The organism is Streptomyces sp. NPDC052396 (genome assembly GCF_044593195.1).
Lineage (GTDB): Bacteria > Actinomycetota > Actinomycetes > Streptomycetales > Streptomycetaceae > Streptomyces.
In genome coordinates this window covers 78,337-95,780 of record NZ_JBIUAW010000008.1, presented here as the reverse complement: position 1 = coordinate 95,780, position 17,444 = coordinate 78,337, and the positions used below count along the sequence as shown (strand labels likewise).

General features: G+C 72.8%; 16 protein-coding genes. 13 read left to right on the top strand and 3 right to left on the bottom strand.

The window, feature by feature from the left end; translation table 11 throughout:
• Positions 1-48: 48 nt before the first annotated feature.
• The 7 genes from ACIHFE_RS21875 to metK all read left to right on the top strand — a co-directional run bounded on the left by ACIHFE_RS21875 (position 49) and on the right by metK (position 6,222).
• Complete coding sequence (locus tag ACIHFE_RS21875) at positions 49-1,164, top strand: quinone-dependent dihydroorotate dehydrogenase (protein WP_400108868.1); 1,116 nt, start codon at positions 49-51, stop codon at positions 1,162-1,164.
• Positions 1,161-2,021: an orotidine-5'-phosphate decarboxylase gene (pyrF, locus tag ACIHFE_RS21870; protein ID WP_400108867.1), complete on the top strand. Its 861-nt coding sequence runs from the start codon at positions 1,161-1,163 to the stop codon at positions 2,019-2,021. The genes ACIHFE_RS21875 and pyrF overlap by 4 nt, the downstream gene beginning before the upstream one ends.
• A gap of 202 nt (positions 2,022-2,223) precedes the next feature.
• Entirely contained in the window at positions 2,224-2,547 is a 324-nt protein-coding gene (locus ACIHFE_RS21865) for an integration host factor (protein WP_400108866.1), read from the top strand.
• Positions 2,548-2,584: 37 nt separating this feature from the next.
• Positions 2,585-3,175, top strand: coding sequence for a guanylate kinase (gene gmk / locus ACIHFE_RS21860; protein ID WP_400108865.1), 591 nt, complete (start codon positions 2,585-2,587; stop codon positions 3,173-3,175).
• 74 nt (positions 3,176-3,249) lie between these two features.
• Entirely contained in the window at positions 3,250-3,522 is a 273-nt protein-coding gene (gene rpoZ / locus ACIHFE_RS21855) for a DNA-directed RNA polymerase subunit omega (RefSeq protein WP_030360466.1), read from the top strand.
• A gap of 98 nt (positions 3,523-3,620) precedes the next feature.
• Entirely contained in the window at positions 3,621-4,823 is a 1,203-nt protein-coding gene (coaBC, locus tag ACIHFE_RS21850; protein ID WP_400108864.1) for a bifunctional phosphopantothenoylcysteine decarboxylase/phosphopantothenate--cysteine ligase CoaBC, read from the top strand.
• Between the two features lie 190 nt (positions 4,824-5,013).
• A complete protein-coding gene (gene metK, locus ACIHFE_RS21845; protein WP_400108863.1) occupies positions 5,014-6,222 on the top strand; it encodes a methionine adenosyltransferase in 1,209 nt (402 codons plus the stop codon).
• A gap of 88 nt (positions 6,223-6,310) precedes the next feature.
• Here metK and ACIHFE_RS21840 read toward each other — a convergent pair whose 3' ends face one another.
• Positions 6,311-7,558: a helix-turn-helix domain-containing protein gene (locus ACIHFE_RS21840; RefSeq protein ID WP_400108862.1), complete on the bottom strand. Its 1,248-nt coding sequence runs from the start codon at positions 7,556-7,558 to the stop codon at positions 6,311-6,313.
• 169 nt (positions 7,559-7,727) lie between these two features.
• Here ACIHFE_RS21840 and ACIHFE_RS21835 point away from each other — a divergent pair, with 169 nt between their 5' ends.
• A complete protein-coding gene (locus ACIHFE_RS21835; protein ID WP_400108861.1) occupies positions 7,728-9,845 on the top strand; it encodes a primosomal protein N' in 2,118 nt (705 codons plus the stop codon).
• A gap of 123 nt (positions 9,846-9,968) precedes the next feature.
• On the opposite strand, the gene ACIHFE_RS21830 is transcribed toward ACIHFE_RS21835, so the two are convergent.
• Complete coding sequence (locus ACIHFE_RS21830) at positions 9,969-10,484, bottom strand: hypothetical protein (RefSeq protein WP_400108860.1); 516 nt, start codon at positions 10,482-10,484, stop codon at positions 9,969-9,971.
• A 256-nt stretch (positions 10,485-10,740) separates the two neighbouring features.
• On the opposite strand from ACIHFE_RS21830, the gene fmt reads away from it, so the two are divergent.
• From fmt to ACIHFE_RS21810, 4 genes are all read left to right on the top strand, one after another.
• Positions 10,741-11,676: a methionyl-tRNA formyltransferase gene (gene fmt / locus ACIHFE_RS21825; RefSeq protein WP_400108859.1), complete on the top strand. Its 936-nt coding sequence runs from the start codon at positions 10,741-10,743 to the stop codon at positions 11,674-11,676.
• Positions 11,677-11,713: 37 nt separating this feature from the next.
• On the top strand, positions 11,714-13,141 hold the full coding sequence (locus tag ACIHFE_RS21820; RefSeq protein WP_400108858.1) for an RsmB/NOP family class I SAM-dependent RNA methyltransferase: 1,428 nt from the start codon (positions 11,714-11,716) through the stop codon (positions 13,139-13,141).
• Positions 13,142-13,186: 45 nt separating this feature from the next.
• On the top strand, positions 13,187-13,873 hold the full coding sequence (rpe, locus tag ACIHFE_RS21815) for a ribulose-phosphate 3-epimerase (RefSeq protein ID WP_400108857.1): 687 nt from the start codon (positions 13,187-13,189) through the stop codon (positions 13,871-13,873).
• 144 nt (positions 13,874-14,017) lie between these two features.
• Positions 14,018-15,007: a sugar-binding transcriptional regulator gene (locus ACIHFE_RS21810; protein ID WP_400109277.1), complete on the top strand. Its 990-nt coding sequence runs from the start codon at positions 14,018-14,020 to the stop codon at positions 15,005-15,007.
• A 34-nt stretch (positions 15,008-15,041) separates the two neighbouring features.
• Here the strand turns inward: ACIHFE_RS21810 and ACIHFE_RS21805 are convergent, their stop codons facing one another.
• The gene (locus tag ACIHFE_RS21805; RefSeq protein ID WP_400108856.1) at positions 15,042-15,587 is read right to left on the bottom strand and encodes a GNAT family N-acetyltransferase; all 546 of its coding nucleotides are present in this window, start codon (positions 15,585-15,587) and stop codon (positions 15,042-15,044) included.
• A gap of 301 nt (positions 15,588-15,888) precedes the next feature.
• Between ACIHFE_RS21805 and ACIHFE_RS21800 the strand changes: the two genes are divergently transcribed.
• The gene (locus tag ACIHFE_RS21800; protein ID WP_400108855.1) at positions 15,889-17,331 is read left to right on the top strand and encodes a GuaB1 family IMP dehydrogenase-related protein; all 1,443 of its coding nucleotides are present in this window, start codon (positions 15,889-15,891) and stop codon (positions 17,329-17,331) included.
• Positions 17,332-17,444 lie beyond the last annotated feature (113 nt).

Below are 17,444 nucleotides of genomic sequence, written 5' to 3'. Positions count from 1 at the left end.
CGCGGTGTCCCCCTCTTCGCGAGCCCTCACCGCCCGAAAAGGGATGGAATGTACCGACTCTTCTTCAACCTGATCTTCAAGCGGATGGATCCGGAGCAGGCCCACCACCTGGCCTTCGCCTGGATCCGCGGCCTTGCCCGGATCCCCGTCCTACGCACCTTCGCGGCCGCCGTCCTGGCCCCCCGCCACCAGGAGCTGCGCACCGAGGCCCTGGGGCTGCGGATGCACGGTCCGTTCGGCCTGGCCGCCGGCTTCGACAAGAACGCCGCCGCCATCGACGGCATGGCCATGCTGGGCTTCGACCATGTCGAGATCGGCACCGTCACCGCCCAGCCGCAGCCGGGCAACCCCAAGCAGCGGCTGTTCCGCCTGGTCGCCGACCGCGCCCTGATCAACCGGATGGGCTTCAACAACGACGGCTCGGCCGCCGTGGCCCAGCGGCTGGCCAACCGGAACCCGGTGTTCCGTACCACCGTGGGCGTCAACATCGGCAAGACCAAGGTGGTGCCCGAGGCCGAGGCGGTCGCCGACTACGTCACCTCCACCGAACGTCTGGCGGCCCACGCCGACTACCTGGTGGTCAATGTCTCCTCGCCCAACACCCCCGGCCTGCGCAACCTCCAGGCCACCGAGCAGCTGCGCCCGCTGCTCACCGCGGTCCGCGAGGCCGCCGACCGCACCGTCACCGACCGCCGGGTCCCGCTGCTGGTCAAGATCGCGCCCGACCTCGCCGACGAGGACGTGGACGCGGTCGCCGACCTCGCCGTGGAACTGGGCCTGGACGGCATCATCGCCACCAACACCACCATCGCCCGGGACGGACTGGGCCTGGCCACCCCCCGCGACACCGTCGAGGCCATCGGCGCGGGCGGCCTGTCCGGCGCCCCGCTCAAGGCCCGCTCCCTGGAGGTGCTGCGCCGCCTGTACGCCCGCGTCGGCGACCGGATCACCCTGATCGGCGTCGGCGGCGTGGAGAGCGCCGAGGACGTCTGGGAGCGGATCCTGGCCGGTGCCACCCTGGTCCAGGGCTACAGCGCCTTCATCTACCAGGGCCCGTTCTGGTGCCGGGCCATCCACCGCGGCCTGGCCCGGCAGCTGGCCGCCAGCCCGTACGCCACCCTCGCCGAGGCCGTCGGCGCCGACCACCGGAAGGTGACCGCATGACCGAGCCCGTACCCTTCGGCGCCCGGCTGCGCCGTGCCATGGACGAGCGCGGCCCGCTGTGCGTGGGCATCGACCCGCATGCCTCGCTGCTCGCCGACTGGGGCCTGACCGATGACATCGCCGGCCTGGAGCGCTTCAGCCGCACCGTGGTCGAGGCGCTGGCCGACCGGGTGGCCGTGCTCAAGCCGCAGTCCGCCTTCTTCGAGCGCTTCGGCTCGCGCGGCATCGCCGTGCTGGAGCGGACCGTGGCCGAGGCCCGGGCCGCCGGCGCCCTGGTGCTGATGGACGCCAAGCGCGGCGACATCGGCTCCACCATGGCCGCCTATGCCGCCACCTACCTCGACCCCGCCTCCCCGCTGTTCTCGGACGCGGTGACGGTCAGCCCGTACCTGGGCTACGGCTCGCTGCGCCCGGCCCTGGACCTGGCCCGGGCGAGCGGCACCGGCGTCTTCGTGCTGGCCCTCACCTCCAATCCGGAGGGCCCCGAGGTGCAGCACGCCCTGCGCGCGGACGGGACGAGCGTGGCCGCCACCATGCTGGCCCACCTGCGGGCGGAGAACGCCGGGGCGGCCCCGATGGGCTCCTTCGGCGCGGTGGTCGGCGCCACCCTGGGCAGCGCGCCCGCCGCCGACCTGGCGATCAACGGTCCGCTGCTGGCCCCCGGCATCGGCGCTCAGGGCGCCACCGCGGCCGACCTGCCGAAGGTGTTCGGCGCGGCGGCCGGCGATGTGGTCCCGAACGTCAGCCGGGGTGTGCTGCGGCACGGTCCGGACCTCGGCGCGCTGCGCGAGAGCGCGGCCCGGTTCACCGATGAGGTGCGCTCGGCGGTGGAATCCGCGCTCCAGTCAAAAAATTGACGGTTGGTATGTCCGGAAAAGTCCTGGTCGAGCAAGGCTGACCAGGACTTTTCGTCTGTTCTCGCTGACTGGAGCGGGATCGGCCGCTAGTCTCCGACAAGAGCGAACGTGCAAGCGCGTTGCTCGTTGCTCCCCAGGTGTGGGCCGACTAGGTTCCTCACCGGTCCGTATCCGACAGTTCGACATCCGAGGTGACGTAGGCGTGGCTCTTCCGCCCCTTACCCCTGAACAGCGCGCAGCCGCGCTCGAAAAGGCCGCCGCGGCTCGCCGGGAGCGCGCCGAGGTCAAGAATCGGCTCAAGCACTCCGGCGCCTCGCTGCACGAGGTCATCCAGCAAGGCCAGAAGAACGACGTCATCGGCAAGATGAAGGTCAGCGCTCTCCTGGAGAGCCTGCCGGGCGTGGGCAAGGTCCGTGCCAAGCAGATCATGGAACGGCTCGGAATCTCCGAGAGCCGCCGGGTGCGGGGGCTCGGCTCCAACCAGATCGCCTCCCTGGAGCGGGAGTTCGGCAGCAGCGCCGCCTGAGTTTCCAGGCACTCCCGGGAACCGGGATAATCACTGCATGAGTAATGCTGTCTCCCGGGGGACGTCCCCCGTACCCCCGGCCAGACGTCCGCGGCTGACCGTGCTCTCCGGCCCATCCGGGGTCGGCAAGAGCACGGTCGTCGCCCATATGCGCAAGGCCCACCCCGAGGTGTGGCTGTCGGTCTCCTGCACCACCCGCAAGCCGCGCCCCGGTGAGCAGGAGGGCGTGCAGTACTTCTTCGTCAACGACGAGGAGTTCGACAAACTGATCGCCAATGGCGAGCTGCTGGAGTGGGCCGAGTTCGCGGGCAACCGCTATGGCACGCCGCGCCAGGCGGTGCTGGACCGCCTGGAGGCCGGCGAGCCGGTGCTGCTGGAGATCGACCTGCAGGGCGCCCGCCAGGTGCGGGAGACCATGCCGGACGCCCAGCTGGTCTTCCTGGCCCCGCCCAGCTGGGAGGAGCTGGTCCGCCGGCTCACCGGCCGGGGCACCGAATCGCCCGAGGTGATCGAGCGCCGGCTGGCCACCGCCAAGGTGGAGCTGGCGGCCGAGTCCGAGTTCGATGTGACGCTGGTCAACACCTCCGTCGAGGACGTCGCCCGTGAGCTGCTAGCCTTGCTGCGTTGAACTGGGAATTTCCTGAAGATTTCCACATCAGCCGGATCAACTGGATCGCAACATCCCCCGTCGGAAGGCAGAGAGTGTCCTCTTCCATCACCGCGCCCGAGGGCATCATCAACCCGCCGATTGATGAGCTGCTCGAGGCGACCGACTCGAAGTACAGCCTGGTGATCTACGCCGCCAAGCGCGCGCGCCAGATCAACGCGTACTACTCGCAGCTGGGCGAGGGTCTGCTGGAGTACGTCGGCCCGCTGGTGGACACCCACGTCCACGAGAAGCCGCTCTCCATCGCGCTCCGCGAGATCAACGCGGGCCTGCTGACCTCCGAGGCCGTCGAGGCCCCGGCTCAGTAAGGCGAAGAGTTCCACCGAAGGGTCCGGCAGCGCTGCTGTCGGACCCTTGGTGTGTCATGGGTACATAGACACTTCGGCAGCGCGGGGAGAAGCGAGCGATGGACAAGCCCAAGGTCGTCCTGGGGGTCAGCGGCGGGATCGCCGCCTACAAGGCGTGCGAGCTGCTGCGCCGTCTCACCGAGTCGGGGCATGACGTACGGGTGGTACCCACCGCCTCCGCGCTGCACTTCGTCGGCGAGGCCACCTGGTCCGCGCTCTCCGGCCACCGGGCCGCCACCGAGGTGTGGGAGACCGTGCACGAGGTGCCGCATGTGCGCATCGGCCAGCAGGCCGACCTGGTGGTGGTGGCGCCCGCCACCGCCGACATGCTGGCCAAGGCCGCCCATGGCCTGGCCGACGACCTGCTGACCAACACCCTGCTCACCGCCCGCTGCCCGGTGGTCTTCGCGCCCGCCATGCACACCGAGATGTGGGAGAACCAGGCCACCCAGGAGAACGTCGCCACCCTGCGCCGGCGCGGCGCCGTGGTCATCGAGCCCGCCGTCGGCCGGCTGACCGGGGTGGACACCGGCAAGGGCCGGCTGCCCGATCCGGAGGAGATCTTCGAGGTCTGCCGCCGGGTGCTGGCCCGTGGCCCGCTCCCCGCGGACCTGGCCGGCCGCCATCTGGTGATCAGCGCGGGCGGCACCCGGGAGCCGCTGGACCCGGTGCGCTACCTGGGCAACCGCTCCTCCGGACGGCAGGGCTACGCCCTGGCCCGCACGGCGGTGGCCCGCGGCGCCCGGGTCACCCTGGTCGCGGCCAACAGCGAGCTGGCGGATCCGGCCGGGGCCGATGTGGTGCATGTGGGCACGGCGGTCCAGCTGCGGGAGGCGGTGCTCAAGGCGGCGGCGGACGCGGACGCCGTGGTGATGGCCGCCGCGGTGGCCGACTTCCGGCCCGTCCACTACGCCACTGGCAAGATCAAGAAGCAGGAGGGCCAAGAGCCCGCGCCGGTGGAGCTGGTGCGTAATCCGGACATCCTCGCCGAGCTGTCCGCCGACCGCGCCCGCCCGGGCCAGGTGGTGGTCGGCTTCGCCGCGGAGACCGACGATGTGCTCGCCAACGGCCGCGCCAAGCTGGCCCGCAAGGGCTGTGACCTGCTGGTGGTCAATGAGGTGGGGGAGCACAAGACCTTTGGCTCCACCGAGAACGAGGCCGTGGTGCTGGCCGCCGACGGCGCGGAGACGCCGGTTCCGCATGGCCCCAAGGAGGCCCTGGCCGATGTGGTATGGGACCTGGTCGCCCGCCGTCTGGCCTGATGACCGCTTGAGTCCCTGTCCAGTGTGACTCAAGAGGCCAGTGTCGCAGGTCACGTAACCGGTGATGGCCAACCCGATGCCCGGAGCGCACCAAGGACGGATAAACTGACACCGGATCCGCGCCGAGCGCAGCTCTTGGCAGGCTCCGTCAAATGATCAGCCAGCAGCCGCTGCAACCCCAGGGAGCGATGTGTCCCGCCGCCTGTTCACCTCGGAATCTGTGACCGAGGGCCACCCCGACAAGATCGCTGACCAGATCAGCGACACCATTCTCGACGCCCTCCTGCGGGAGGACCCCACATCCCGGGTCGCCGTTGAGACGATGATCACCACCGGCCTGGTGCATGTGGCCGGCGAGGTGACGACCAAGGCGTACGCGCCGATCGCGCAGCTGGTGCGCGAGAAGATCCTGGAGATCGGCTACGACTCCTCCAAGAAGGGCTTCGACGGCGCGTCCTGCGGCGTCTCGGTCTCCATCGGCTCCCAGTCCCCGGACATCGCCCAGGGCGTGGACGCCGCCTACGAGGCCCGGGTCGAGGGCGATGAGGACGAGCTCGACAAGCAGGGCGCCGGCGACCAGGGCCTGATGTTCGGCTACGCCTGCGACGAGACGCCCGAGCTGATGCCGCTCCCGATCAACCTGGCGCACCGCCTCTCCCGTCGGCTGACCGAGGTGCGCAAGAACGGGACCATCCCCTACCTGCGCCCCGACGGCAAGACCCAGGTCACCATCGAGTACGACGGCAACAAGGCCGTCCGTCTGGACACCGTGGTGGTCTCCTCCCAGCACGCCTCGGACATCGACCTGGAGTCCCTGCTGGCCCCCGACGTCCGTGAGTTCGTGGTGGAGCACGTCCTCAAGGAGCTGATCGAGGACGGCATCAAGCTGGACACCGAGGGCTACCGCCTGCTGGTCAACCCCACCGGCCGCTTTGAGATCGGCGGCCCGATGGGCGACGCCGGCCTCACCGGCCGCAAGATCATCATCGACACCTATGGCGGCATGGCCCGCCACGGTGGCGGCGCCTTCTCCGGCAAGGACCCGTCCAAGGTGGACCGCAGCGCCGCCTACGCCATGCGCTGGGTGGCCAAGAACGTGGTCGCCGCCGGTCTGGCCGCGCGCTGTGAGGTCCAGGTCGCCTACGCCATCGGCAAGGCCGAGCCGGTCGGTCTGTTTGTGGAGACCTTCGGCACCAACACGGTGGAGACCGAGAAGATCGAGAACGCCATCGCCGAGGTCTTCGACCTCCGCCCGGCCGCGATCATCCGCGACCTCGACCTGCTCCGCCCGATCTACTCGCAGACCGCCGCCTATGGCCACTTCGGCCGTGAGCTGCCCGACTTCACCTGGGAGCGCACCGACCGGGTGGAGGCGCTGCGCAAGGCCGTGGGTCTGTAACCCGCGCCGAGCCTCTGTCACCGGGGCCCGGAGACCGCTGACGGTCTCCGGGCCCCGGTGTATTGCCCGGCCCGCGCATGGCCCGCGCCTAGCGACCGGCGAGGCGCAGGCAGACATTCAGTTCCGGGGACAGTTCCCGCACCGCCGGTACCGCGTCATGGCGGGACAGGGCGTGGGCCAGGCGCCGGAGATCGGTGCCGATGGTCGCGGAGCGGACCAGGGCGAGCGGCTGCAGCAGTTCGCGGGTCACCACGCACGCCTGCTCGACCTCGCCCGCGGCCGCATGGGCGAGCGCGCGGCGTACGCCGAAGCGGGCGCGCATGCGCAGGGCGTGTTCCGGTATGCGGGCCGTGACCTGGTCGAGCAGGGCCGCCGCTTGCCGCGGGCACCCCAGATCGTGCAGGCACCAGCCGGTGGCGGCCTGCACCGGATCCGGAAGGTGGCTTGTCCCGATCACCGGCTCGTCGGGGCGGTCATCGGGCCGGGCCAGCAGCTCCCGGGCCTCCTCCAGCGAGCGCATACAGGCGTCGTAGTCGCCCGCCAGGGCATGCCCCTGGGCCTCCTGCTGGGCGGCGAGTCCGGCGATGCGCGGGTGCCGGGTGCCGGCCCGGGCCCGGTGCGACAGGGCGATGGTCCGGGCCGAGTCATCGCGGTAGAAGGTGACCAGGGCCTGGCGGACCAGGCCATAGGCGGCGAAGTCCCGGTCGCCCGCGGCGGCGGCCAGCTCCACGGCCCGGCCCGTCCACCTCAACGCGCCCGGCTCGTCGCCCGCCTCCTGGGCCATCCACCCGGCGTACTCGGCGAACCGCGAGGTCAGCGACAGCAGGCCGGGCCCGCCCCGGTGGCCCGCCTGCAGCGCGAGATCCCGCAGCGAGTGCGTCTGGGCGGTCAGCGCCGGCAGCACCAGGGCCGGCCCGACGACCTGGCCGAGCTTTCTGAACTGGTCGAACAGCGACCGGGCGATCTCCAGTACCGCCGGCTCACCGAGTTCGGAGGCCGCCGCGGGGGCGGCGATGCCCACGCCGAGCGCCGAGGCGGCGCCCGCGAACACCAGCTGCCGCCTGCCCAGGGGGTGGTACCAGCCCTGGGCGCCGGCGTCCGGCGGCGGTGCCGGGCACGGCCGCACCGGTACCAGGCCCGCCAGCGCGCCGTCCGCCGCCAGCCGGACGTCGCACAGCCGGGCCAGTTCGGGCGTGGGCCGCTTGAGCCCGCGCTCCACCTTGCTCAGCTGCGCCTTGCTGTAGTGCACCAGAGTGCCGAGCCGGGCCAGTGACATCCCCGCCGCCTGGCGGCGTCGGCGCAGTTCCTGACCGAAGTCCTGTAGGCCCTCCACCATCCGCCCCCTGACCGTTCGCCGAACCGTCCGGCGCCATTGTCCTGCCGGCCCGTGGCCGGCGCCCCGGTGCGAACAAGGCGAACCGGCGGTTTCCCGTTTCCCCTTGGCCGGAGGGGCCGAGCAGCGGACGCGGCGGCCACTGTCCGAGCCGTCTGATAGGACTGAGGCTGTGAGCAGCGAGAACGGTCGGCCGGAGGAGGAGCCTTCGCCTCAGCGGGCGGAGCAGCTCGAGCTCATCCGGGAGCTGGTGCGCAAGGCGGAGGTGCCGCGGGCCAAGCCGCGGACCTGGCGGGGCGCGCCCCTGGCGGCCGAGCTCCCGGTGGCCCGGGTGCTGGTGGACAAGGGGCCCGTCCACCTGGACCGGCTGTGGGACTACGCGGTGCCCGCCGAACTGGACGCCGAGGCCCGGCCCGGCACCCGGGTACGGGTCCGCTTCGGTGCCGGTGCCCGCAATGTGCACCAGGGCCGCCGCGAGGGCGGCGGGCTGCTGGACGGCTTCATCGTGGAGCGGGTGGCCGAGTCCGACTACCAGGGGCCACTGGCGGTCATCGCCCAGGTGCTCTCCCCGGAGCCGGTGCTGGGCCCGCAGCTGCTGCGGCTGTGCCGGGCGGTGGCCGACCGGTACGCCGGGTCGCTGGCGGACGTCCTGCAGCTGGCGGTGCCGCCCCGGCACGCCCGGATCGAGGCCGAGCCCTCACCGTCCCTGCTGCCGCCGCCCCCGCCCCCGCCACCGGGCAGCTGGTCCCGCTATCCCACCGGCCCCGGCTTCCTGGACGCCCTGTCCCGGGGCGGCTCCCCGCGGGCGGTGTGGACCGCGCTGCCGGGGGAGCAGTGGGCGAGGGAACTGGCCGGGGCGGCCGCGGCCACCCTGGCGTCCCGGCGCGGGGCGCTGATCGTGGTGCCGGACGGCCGCAGCGCTGCCCGGGTCGACGCCGCGCTGGGCGAGCTGCTGGGCCCGGGGCGGCATGTGCTGCTGACCGCCGACACCGGCCCCGAGGAGCGCTACCGCCGCTGGCTGGCCGTCAACCGCGGTGCGGTACGGGCGGTGGTCGGCACCCGGGCGGCCATGTTCGCACCGGTGCGCGACCTGGGGCTGGCGGCGGTCTGGGACGACGGCGACTCCAGCCACAGCGAGCCGCACGCCCCCCAGCCGCACACCCGGGAGGTGCTGCTGATGCGCGCCGCGCACCAGAAGGCGGCCTTCCTGCTCGGCGGCTTCTCCTGCACCGTCGAGGCCGCCCAGCTGGTGCGCACCGGCTGGGCCCGGCCGCTGGCGGCCGGCCGGGAGCGGATACGCGCGGCGGCCCCCCTGATCCGTACGGTCGGCGACGGCGAGCTGGCCCGGGACGAGGCGGCGCGGGCGGCCCGGCTGCCCTCGCTGGCCTGGCGGGTGGCCCGGGAGGGCCTGGAGCGCGGCCCGGTGCTGGTGCAGGTGCCGCGCCGGGGGTATGTGCCCCGGCTGGCCTGTGACCGGTGCCGGGAGCCCGCTCGCTGTACGCACTGTGCCGGCCCGCTGGAGGCCCATGACGCGGACGGTGCGCTGCACTGCGGCTGGTGCGGGGAGCGGCAGGGCGACTGGCACTGCGCCGAGTGCGGCGGGACCCGGCTGCGGGCCCGGGTGGTCGGTGCCCGGCGCACCGCCGAGGAGCTGGGACGGGCCTTTCCGGCGGTGCCGGTGCGCACCTCCGGACGGGACCAGGTGCTGGACACCGTGCCGGGCACCCCCGCCCTGGTGGTGTCCACGCCCGGGGCGGAGCCGGTCGCCGAGGGCGGATATGCGGCGGCCCTGCTGCTGGACGGCTGGGCGCTGCTGTCGCTGCCCGATCTGCGGGCGGGGGAGGAGGCGCTGCGCCGCTGGCTGGGCGCGGCGGCGCTGGTGCGCGGCCAGGAGGCGGGCGGCCAGGTGGTGATCGTGGCCGAGCCGACGCTGCGGCCGGTGCAGGCACTGGTCCGCTGGGATCCGGCGGGGCACGCGGTGCGCGAGCTGTCCGAGCGGGCGGAGCTGGGCTTTCCGCCGGTGTCGCGGATGGCTTCGGTCAGCGGACCGGCGGACGCGGTCGCGGAGTTGCTGACGGCGGCCGAACTCCCTTCGGAGGCCGAGGTGTTGGGGCCGGTGCCGGTGACCTCGCGGGGCGCCGCACCGGGGGAGGAACGGGCGCTGGTACGGGTCCGGCCGGGCCTGGGCGGGGAGTTGGCCGCGGCGTTGAAGACGGCCCAGGCGGTGCGGCTCGCCCGGGGCGCGGGCCTTGGTGTGCGGTTGCGGATGGATCCGCCGGATATCGGGTGACCGCCGCGGGGAGGCCATGCGCCTGGCGGCGGGTGGGGTACCCACCCGCACCGTCTTTGGCTGTCAACGGGGTTGGCCGGTCTTTCCGCCGGGCGGCCCGTCGACGTCGGCGGCCGGCCGTGGTCAGCCGTTGCGGGGGCCCGGGAACGCCGAGGGGCGGGCCGGCTCCTCGCGGTGCGAACCCGAGGGCTGACCCGGCACCGAGCGGGCCGCCGGCACCACCGGCATGGCGGCCGGGGTCAGCGAGGTGCTCTGCTCGGCCGTCGAACTCTCCACCGCGTTCTGCCCGTTGGCCCGGCGGGCGCCGTAACGCCGGTGCACCGCCTGCTTGGTGACGCCCAGCGCCGAACCCACCGCGTCCCAGGAGAAGCCCAGCGAGCGGTCGAAGTCGACCGCCGCCGTCACCAGGGTCTCCACGCTGTCGCGCAGTTCCTGCGCCAGCCGGACGGTCGGGGCGGGGGCCCGGCCGTAGACCACAAAGCCCGCGGACGGGCCGGTACGGCGTGGACGGTAGACATTGCCCAGCTGAGCGGTCAGGGTACGAAGCGCGTCCACCTGTCGGCGGACCCGCTCGATGTCCCGGACCAGAAGATGCAGGCTGGCCCTCGCCTGGGCGTCATGGGTTGCGTGGTCGGGCATGAACAAGCCTCTCGAACCGGCGGTGAACGGGACGTAAGCAAGAGAGAGTTGACACGCAACGGAAGCGGGCCGCGGTTGCGGCCCGGTTCGGTCAATCTCTCTTGACCCAACGCGCCACGGCCCCGCGGGTCACGGTATGGGGGCGCACATCCGCCGGAATGAGGCGCATGCCGCCCCGCACGCCCCTTCAACTGGGGCCCCCGCCTAGACTGGTGCGCCGTCCCGCCCGGTGCTTGAGAGGTTGTGTTCGTCCCCCATGAGGCTCGTCTTCGCCGGAACCCCCGAGGTCGCCGTCCCCGCCCTCGACGCCTTGATCGCCTCCGAGCGCCATGAGGTCGTCGCCGTGGTCACCCGCCCCGACGCACCCGCCGGGCGCGGCCGCCGGATGGTGGCCAGCCCGGTGGCCGAGCGCGCCGAGGAAGCGGGCATCGAGGTGCTCAAGCCCGCCCGCCCGCGCGACGAGGATTTCCTCGCCCGGCTGCGCGAGATCGACCCGGACTGCTGCCCGGTGGTCGCCTATGGCGCGCTGCTGCCCAGGCCGGCCCTGGAGATTCCCCGGCACGGCTGGGTCAATCTGCACTTCTCCCTGCTGCCCGCCTGGCGCGGCGCCGCCCCCGTGCAGCACGCCGTGCTGGCCGGGGACGAGGTCACCGGGGCGGCCACCTTCCAGATCGAGGAGGGACTGGACTCCGGCCCGGTCTATGGCGTGATCACCGAGCAGGTGCGCCCCACCGACACCAGCGGTGACCTGCTCACCCGGCTGGCCTTCGCCGGCGCCGGGCTGCTGGCCGCGACCATGGACGGCATCGAGGACGGCAGCCTCAAGCCGGTGCCGCAGCCCGCCGACGGCATCTCGCTGGCTCCCAAGCTCACCGTGGAGGACGCCCGGCTGGACTGGTCGGCGCCCGCGCTGCGGGTGGACCGGGTGGTCCGCGGCTGCGCCCCGGCGCCCGGTGCCTGGACGCAGTTCCGCGGCGAGCGGTTGAAGGTGATGCAGGTGACCCTGGACCACGACCGCACCGACCTGACCCCCGGGCAGATCGCCGCGGGCAAGAACAGCGTGCATGTCGGCACCGGCTCGCACGCCGTGGAGCTGCTGTGGGTCCAGCCGCAGGGCAAGAAGCCGATGAAGGCCGCCGACTGGGCCCGTGGGGTGCGCATCGCCGCAGGCGAGAGGCTGGGCGGGGCGTAGGCTTGAGCCTTCGCCACTTCGTTTTCCGGAGCACCTTGTGAACCACGGCAACGGCCCCGCCCCTACCAGCAAGCGCCCGCCGAGGCCGCACCGCAGGCCCAAGAAGGACCCGGTGCGCATCCTCGCCTTCGAGGCACTGCGGGCCGTGGACGAACGGGACGCCTACGCCAACCTGGTGCTCCCGCCCCTGCTGCGCAAGGCCCGGGAGAAGGAGGGCTTCGACTCCCGGGACGCCGCACTGGCCACCGAGCTGGTCTATGGCACCCTGCGCCGGCAGGGCACCTATGACGCGATCATCGCCGAGTGCGTGGACCGCCCGCTGCGCGAGGTGGACCCGCCGGTGCTGGATGTGCTCAGCCTGGGCGCGCACCAGCTGCTGGGCACCCGCATTCCCAGTCATGCGGCGGTCTCCGCCAGCGTGGAGCTGGCCCGGGTGGTGCTCGGCGACGGACGGGCCAAGTTCGTCAATGCCGTACTGCGCCGGATCAGCGCCCACGATCTGGACGGCTGGCTGGAAAGGGTCGCTCCGCCGTACGAGGAGGACCCCGAGGAGCACCTCGCGGTGGTCCACTCCCACCCGCGCTGGATCGTTTCCGCCCTGTGGGACGCGCTGGGCGGGGACCGGGCCGGGATCGAGGAGCTGCTGGCGGCGGACAACGACCGTCCCGAGGTCACCCTGGTCGCCCGCCCCGGCCGGGCCACCGTGGACGAGCTGCTGGACGAGCACACCCTGCCCGGCCGCTGGTCGCCGTACGCGGTACGGCTGGCCGAGGGCGGCGAGCCCGGAGTGCTGGAGGCGGTACGCGAGGGCCGGGCCGGCGTCCAGGACGAGGGCAGCCAGCTGGTCGCACTGGCCCTGGCCAACGCTCCGCTGGCCGGGCCGGACCGCCGCTGGCTGGACGGCTGCGCCGGCCCCGGCGGCAAGGCCGCCCTGCTGGCCGCGCTGGCGGCCGGCCGCGGCGCCGCCCTGCTGGCCTCCGAGAAGCAGCCGCACCGCGCCCGCCTGGTGGCCCGCGCCCTGGCCGGCAACCCCGGCCCGTACCAGGTCATCGCCGCCGACGGCACCCGCCCGCCGTGGGCGGAGGGCGCCTTCGACCGCGCCCTGGTCGATGTGCCCTGCACCGGGCTGGGCGCGCTGCGCCGCCGCCCGGAGGCCCGCTGGCGCCGCCGCCCGGAGGATGTGGCGGGATTCGCGCCCCTGCAGCGCGACCTGCTGAACCAGGCGCTGCGCGCGGTGCGCGTGGGCGGCGTGGTCGGCTACGCCACCTGCTCCCCGCACCCGGCGGAGACCCGGGCGGTGGTGGAGGACGTGCTGCGGCGCCCGGGTGTGACGGCGGAGTGGATCGACGCCCGGCCCCTGATGCCGGACGTGCCCTCGCTGGGCGACGGACCCGACGTCCAGCTCTGGCCGCATCTGCATGGCACCGATGCGATGTACCTGGCCCTGCTGCGCCGTACCGGCTGACCCTGGCGGTCGGCGCCGCCCCGGGGACATGGCAGGCTTGGGGGCATGAGTGTCCAGATCAACCCCAGCATCCTGAGCGCGGACTTCGCCCGCCTGGCCGACGAGGCGCAGGCGGTGAAGGGGGCCGACTGGCTCCACGTCGACGTGATGGACAACCACTTCGTCCCCAACCTCACGCTGGGCGTGCCGGTCGTGGAGTCGCTGAGCCGGGCCACCGACACCCCGCTGGACTGCCATCTGATGATCGCCGACCCGGACCGCTGGGCCCCGCAGTATGTGGAGGCCGGCGCCGGCTCGGTCACCTTCCACGCGGAGGCGGCCGCCGCCCCGGTGCGGCTGGCCCGGGAGATCCGGGCCAAGGGCGCCCGGGCGTCCATGGCGCTGCGGCCCGCGACGCCGATCGAGCCCTACGCCGATCTGCTGCCCGAGCTGGACATGATCCTGATCATGACCGTGGAGCCCGGTTTCGGCGGCCAGGAGTTCCTGGACGTCACCCTCCCCAAGATCCGCCGTACCCGGGAGCTGATCTCCCGGCATGGGCTGCAGCTGTGGCTCCAGGTCGACGGCGGCGTCTCGGCCTCCACCATCGAGCGCTGCGCCGAGGCGGGCGCCGATGTCTTCGTGGCCGGGTCCGCCGTTTACGGTGCGGACGACCCGGCGGCGGCCGTACGCTCGCTGCGTGAGCGGGCCGCGGCGGCCACCGCCACCGCGTCTTGGGCCTGTACGCACTGAGCAGGCCAGGCCCCGGCCCGGCTCTTCGCGCTAAGGTCAAGACCTGATCAAGGACCGCCGTTTCTGACAGGATGACGGTCGAGTCCACAACCTGAACACAGCAGTGAGGAGACCGTGGTGTCGACGGGCCGTTCAGCCGTGCCGATGGGGCCCGCCGAGCTGGTGCAGGCGGCCGCCATGGCCCGCCGCTTCTACCTCGAGGGCAAGTCGAAGATCCAGATCGCCGAGGAGTTCGGCGTCAGCCGCTTCAAGGTGGCCCGGGTGCTGGAGACGGCACTGGAGCGCGATCTGGTGCGGATCGAGATCCGGGTGCCGGCGGAACTGGACGCGGAGCGCTCCGACGCGCTGCGCGCCCGCTACGGCCTGCGGCACGCGGTGGTCGTGGAGTCCCCGGCCGACGCGGCCGAGGACGCGCCCGACCCGGAGAACCTGGGCGAGGTCGCGGCCGGCCTGCTCGGTGAGCTGGTGCACGAGGGCGATGTGCTGGGCCTGGCCTGGGGCCGCTCCACCATCCATATGGCGGCGGCGCTGCACCGGCTGCCGCCGTGCACGGTGGTCCAGCTCACCGGCGTCTATGACGCGGGCACCGCCGAGCGCGGCTCGGTGGAGGCGGTGCGCCGCGCCGCCGCCGTCTCCGGCGGCGAGGCACACCCCATCTACGCCCCGATGCTGCTCCCCGACCCGGCCACCGCCGCCGCACTGCGCGGCCAGACCGGCATCGCCCGGGCCTTCGACTACTTCGACAAGGTGACCGTGGCGGCCGTCTCCATCGGCTCCTGGGAGCCCGGCATCTCCACCGTCTACGACATGCTCAGCGACGACGAGCGCGCCCACTACGCCTCGCTGGGGGCCGCCGCCGAGATGTCCGCGCACCTCTTCGACACCGAGGGCCGCCGCATCGGACGGGACCTGGGGGAGCGCTGCATCACCGTGGAGGCGGACCGGCTGCGCCGCATACCAGAGGTGGTGGCCATCGCCGGTGGACAGCGCAAGGCGGCGGCGATCGGTGCGGTGCTGCGGTCCGGGCTGGTCACCAGCCTGGTCACGGACACCGCCGCCGCGGACTATCTGCTGCACCAGACCGGCCCCGGCCCGCGCCCGGCCCTGGACCGGGCCGACCCCGACACCCACTGACCCGCCCCGGAAGACCGCCCGCCGCCCCCGCCGTTCAGCAGGGGCGGCTCATGAACAGGGCGACCTCGCCGGCGGACGCGGTGCCCTGGTACAGGGAGGTGTCCAGCCCGCAGAAGCGGAAGCCCATCCGCAGATAGGCCCGGATGGCCGGGGCGTTGACATGGGTGACCTCCAGCCAGAGGTGCCCGGCGCCGGCCCGGCGCCCATGCTCCAGGGCCCGTTCCAGCAGTGCCCGGCCCGCCCCGCGCCCCCGGTGGGCGGGGGAGACCGCGATATCGGCGATGGTCAGCCGCCGGTTCCAGGACTCGTAGCGGACGTCCGCAAACCCGCACACCAGGTCACCATGCACGGCGACGAACCGCTGCATACCGGCCGGTTCCGGGTCCGCCTGGGCATCGTCCTCCGGGAAGATCTTGCGGAGAGGGGGGTCCACCGGTATCGACCGGAGGGTGAAGCCGTCCTCGGCGGTGGTGACCTCGAAGACGGTGTCCGTGGCGAACGATGCGTCGATGGCGCTGATGGCGTCCTGATCCCCGGGGCGTGCCGGACGACAGGTGATCTCCCGCTCGGTCCTCGTCATGGCGCCACGCTATCGGCGCGGGGCGGCCGCATGGTGCGGCTCCGCCGGGTGGGCGCGACTGGCCGCCGACGGCCCGCACCTGGAACACACCGAACGCGCGGCCGAACCCGGCGCGCCCGCTTGGCCGAAGCGACAGCCCCCCTCGGCCGGAGCTGGCCGAAGCCACAGAATGCGACATGGGTTCGCCAGAAACCGGGATCATCATGGATGATGGGTCCAGGAACCTCAGCCCGATCCGGTGCTGGTTCGAGCTGACTCCCCACCCGCATCCGCATTCAACATCGCAGGTGAGAGAGCCAGTATGCGTTTCCTCAATGACCAGAAGCCGCCGTACGACCTGACGTACGACGATGTGTTCATGGTGCCCAGCCGCTCCGCGGTCGGCTCCCGGCAGGGTGTGGACCTTTCCGCGCCCGACGGCACCGGCACCACCATCCCGCTGGTCGTCGCCAACATGACCGCGATCGCCGGCCGCCGCATGGCCGAGACGGTCGCCCGCCGGGGCGGTCTGGTGGTCATTCCCCAGGACATCCCGATCGAGGTCGTGGCCGAGGTCATCTCCTGGGTCAAGGGCCGCCACCTGGTGCTGGACACCCCGATCGTGCTCGCCCCGACCCAGACCGTGGCCGACGCGCTGGCCCTGCTGCCCAAGCGGGCGCACGGCGCCGGCGTGGTGGTGGACGAGAACCACCGCCCGGTCGGCGTGGTCACCGAGCACGACCTGACCGGCGTGGACCGCTTCACCCAGCTCTCCGAGGTCATGTCCAAGGAGCTGCTGCTGCTGGACGCGGACATGGACCCGCGGGAGGCCTTCAACCAGCTGGACGGCGCGCACCGCAAGCTGGCGCCCGCCGTGGACAAGGACGGCAAGCTGGCCGGCATCCTCACCCGCAAGGGTGCGCTGCGTGCCACCCTCTACACCCCGGCCACCGACGCCCAGGGCAAGCTGCGGGTCGCCGCCGCCGTGGGCATCAACGGCGATGTGGCGGGCAAGGCCAAGGCGCTGCTGGAGGCCGGGGCGGACACCATCGTGGTGGACACCGCGCACGGCCACCAGGAGGGCATGATCGCCGCGGTCAAGGCCGTCCGCGGTCTGGACCCGCAGGTGCCGATCGTGGCCGGCAACATCGTGGCCGCCGAGGGCGTGCGCGACCTGATCGAGGCCGGCGCGGACATCATCAAGGTCGGTGTGGGCCCCGGCGCCATGTGCACCACCCGGATGATGACCGGCGTGGGCCGCCCGCAGTTCTCCGCGGTGCTGGAGTGCGCCGCCGAGGCCAAGAAGTACGGCAAGCATGTGTGGGCCGACGGCGGCGTCCGTCACCCGCGCGATGTGGCCATGGCGCTGGCCGCCGGTGCCTCCAATGTGATGATCGGTTCCTGGTTCGCCGGCACCTATGAGTCCCCGGGCGACCTCCAGCAGACCGCCGACGGGCGGCTGTACAAGGAGAGCTTCGGCATGGCCTCGGCCCGCGCGGTGCGCAACCGCACCAGCGAGGAGTCGGCCTACGACCGGGCGCGCAAGGGGCTGTTCGAGGAGGGCATCTCCACCTCGCGGATGTTCCTGGACCCGGCCCGCCCGGGCGTCGAGGACCTGATCGACTCGATCATCGCGGGTGTCCGTTCCTCCTGCACCTACGCGGGTGCGGGCAACCTGGCGGAGTTCGCCGAGCGCGCCGTGGTGGGTGTGCAGAGCGCCGCCGGTTATGCGGAGGGCAAGCCGCTGCACGCCAGCTGGCAGTAACCGCCAACACCGTTTCACCTGCACAAAGGGGCGTGGCCGCCAAAGGCCACGCCCCTTTGTGCCTTATGCGCCACATGCCTATTGACGATGCTGCATATCCATGCGTAAGGTGA

Coding starts and splice junctions, on each gene's coding strand:
- ACIHFE_RS21810 (WP_400109277.1), top strand. CDS start 14,018: ATGGGGCCCGCCGAGCTGGTGCAGGCGGCCGCCATGGCCCGCCGCTTC.
- ACIHFE_RS21805 (WP_400108856.1), bottom strand. CDS start 15,587: ATGACGAGGACCGAGCGGGAGATCACCTGTCGTCCGGCACGCCCCGGG.
- gmk (WP_400108865.1), top strand. CDS start 2,585: ATGAGTAATGCTGTCTCCCGGGGGACGTCCCCCGTACCCCCGGCCAGA.
- ACIHFE_RS21840 (WP_400108862.1), bottom strand. CDS start 7,558: ATGGTGGAGGGCCTACAGGACTTCGGTCAGGAACTGCGCCGACGCCGC.
- rpe (WP_400108857.1), top strand. CDS start 13,187: ATGAGTGTCCAGATCAACCCCAGCATCCTGAGCGCGGACTTCGCCCGC.
- fmt (WP_400108859.1), top strand. CDS start 10,741: ATGAGGCTCGTCTTCGCCGGAACCCCCGAGGTCGCCGTCCCCGCCCTC.
- ACIHFE_RS21830 (WP_400108860.1), bottom strand. CDS start 10,484: ATGCCCGACCACGCAACCCATGACGCCCAGGCGAGGGCCAGCCTGCAT.
- ACIHFE_RS21800 (WP_400108855.1), top strand. CDS start 15,889: ATGCGTTTCCTCAATGACCAGAAGCCGCCGTACGACCTGACGTACGAC.
- coaBC (WP_400108864.1), top strand. CDS start 3,621: ATGGACAAGCCCAAGGTCGTCCTGGGGGTCAGCGGCGGGATCGCCGCC.
- ACIHFE_RS21875 (WP_400108868.1), top strand. CDS start 49: ATGTACCGACTCTTCTTCAACCTGATCTTCAAGCGGATGGATCCGGAG.
- pyrF (WP_400108867.1), top strand. CDS start 1,161: ATGACCGAGCCCGTACCCTTCGGCGCCCGGCTGCGCCGTGCCATGGAC.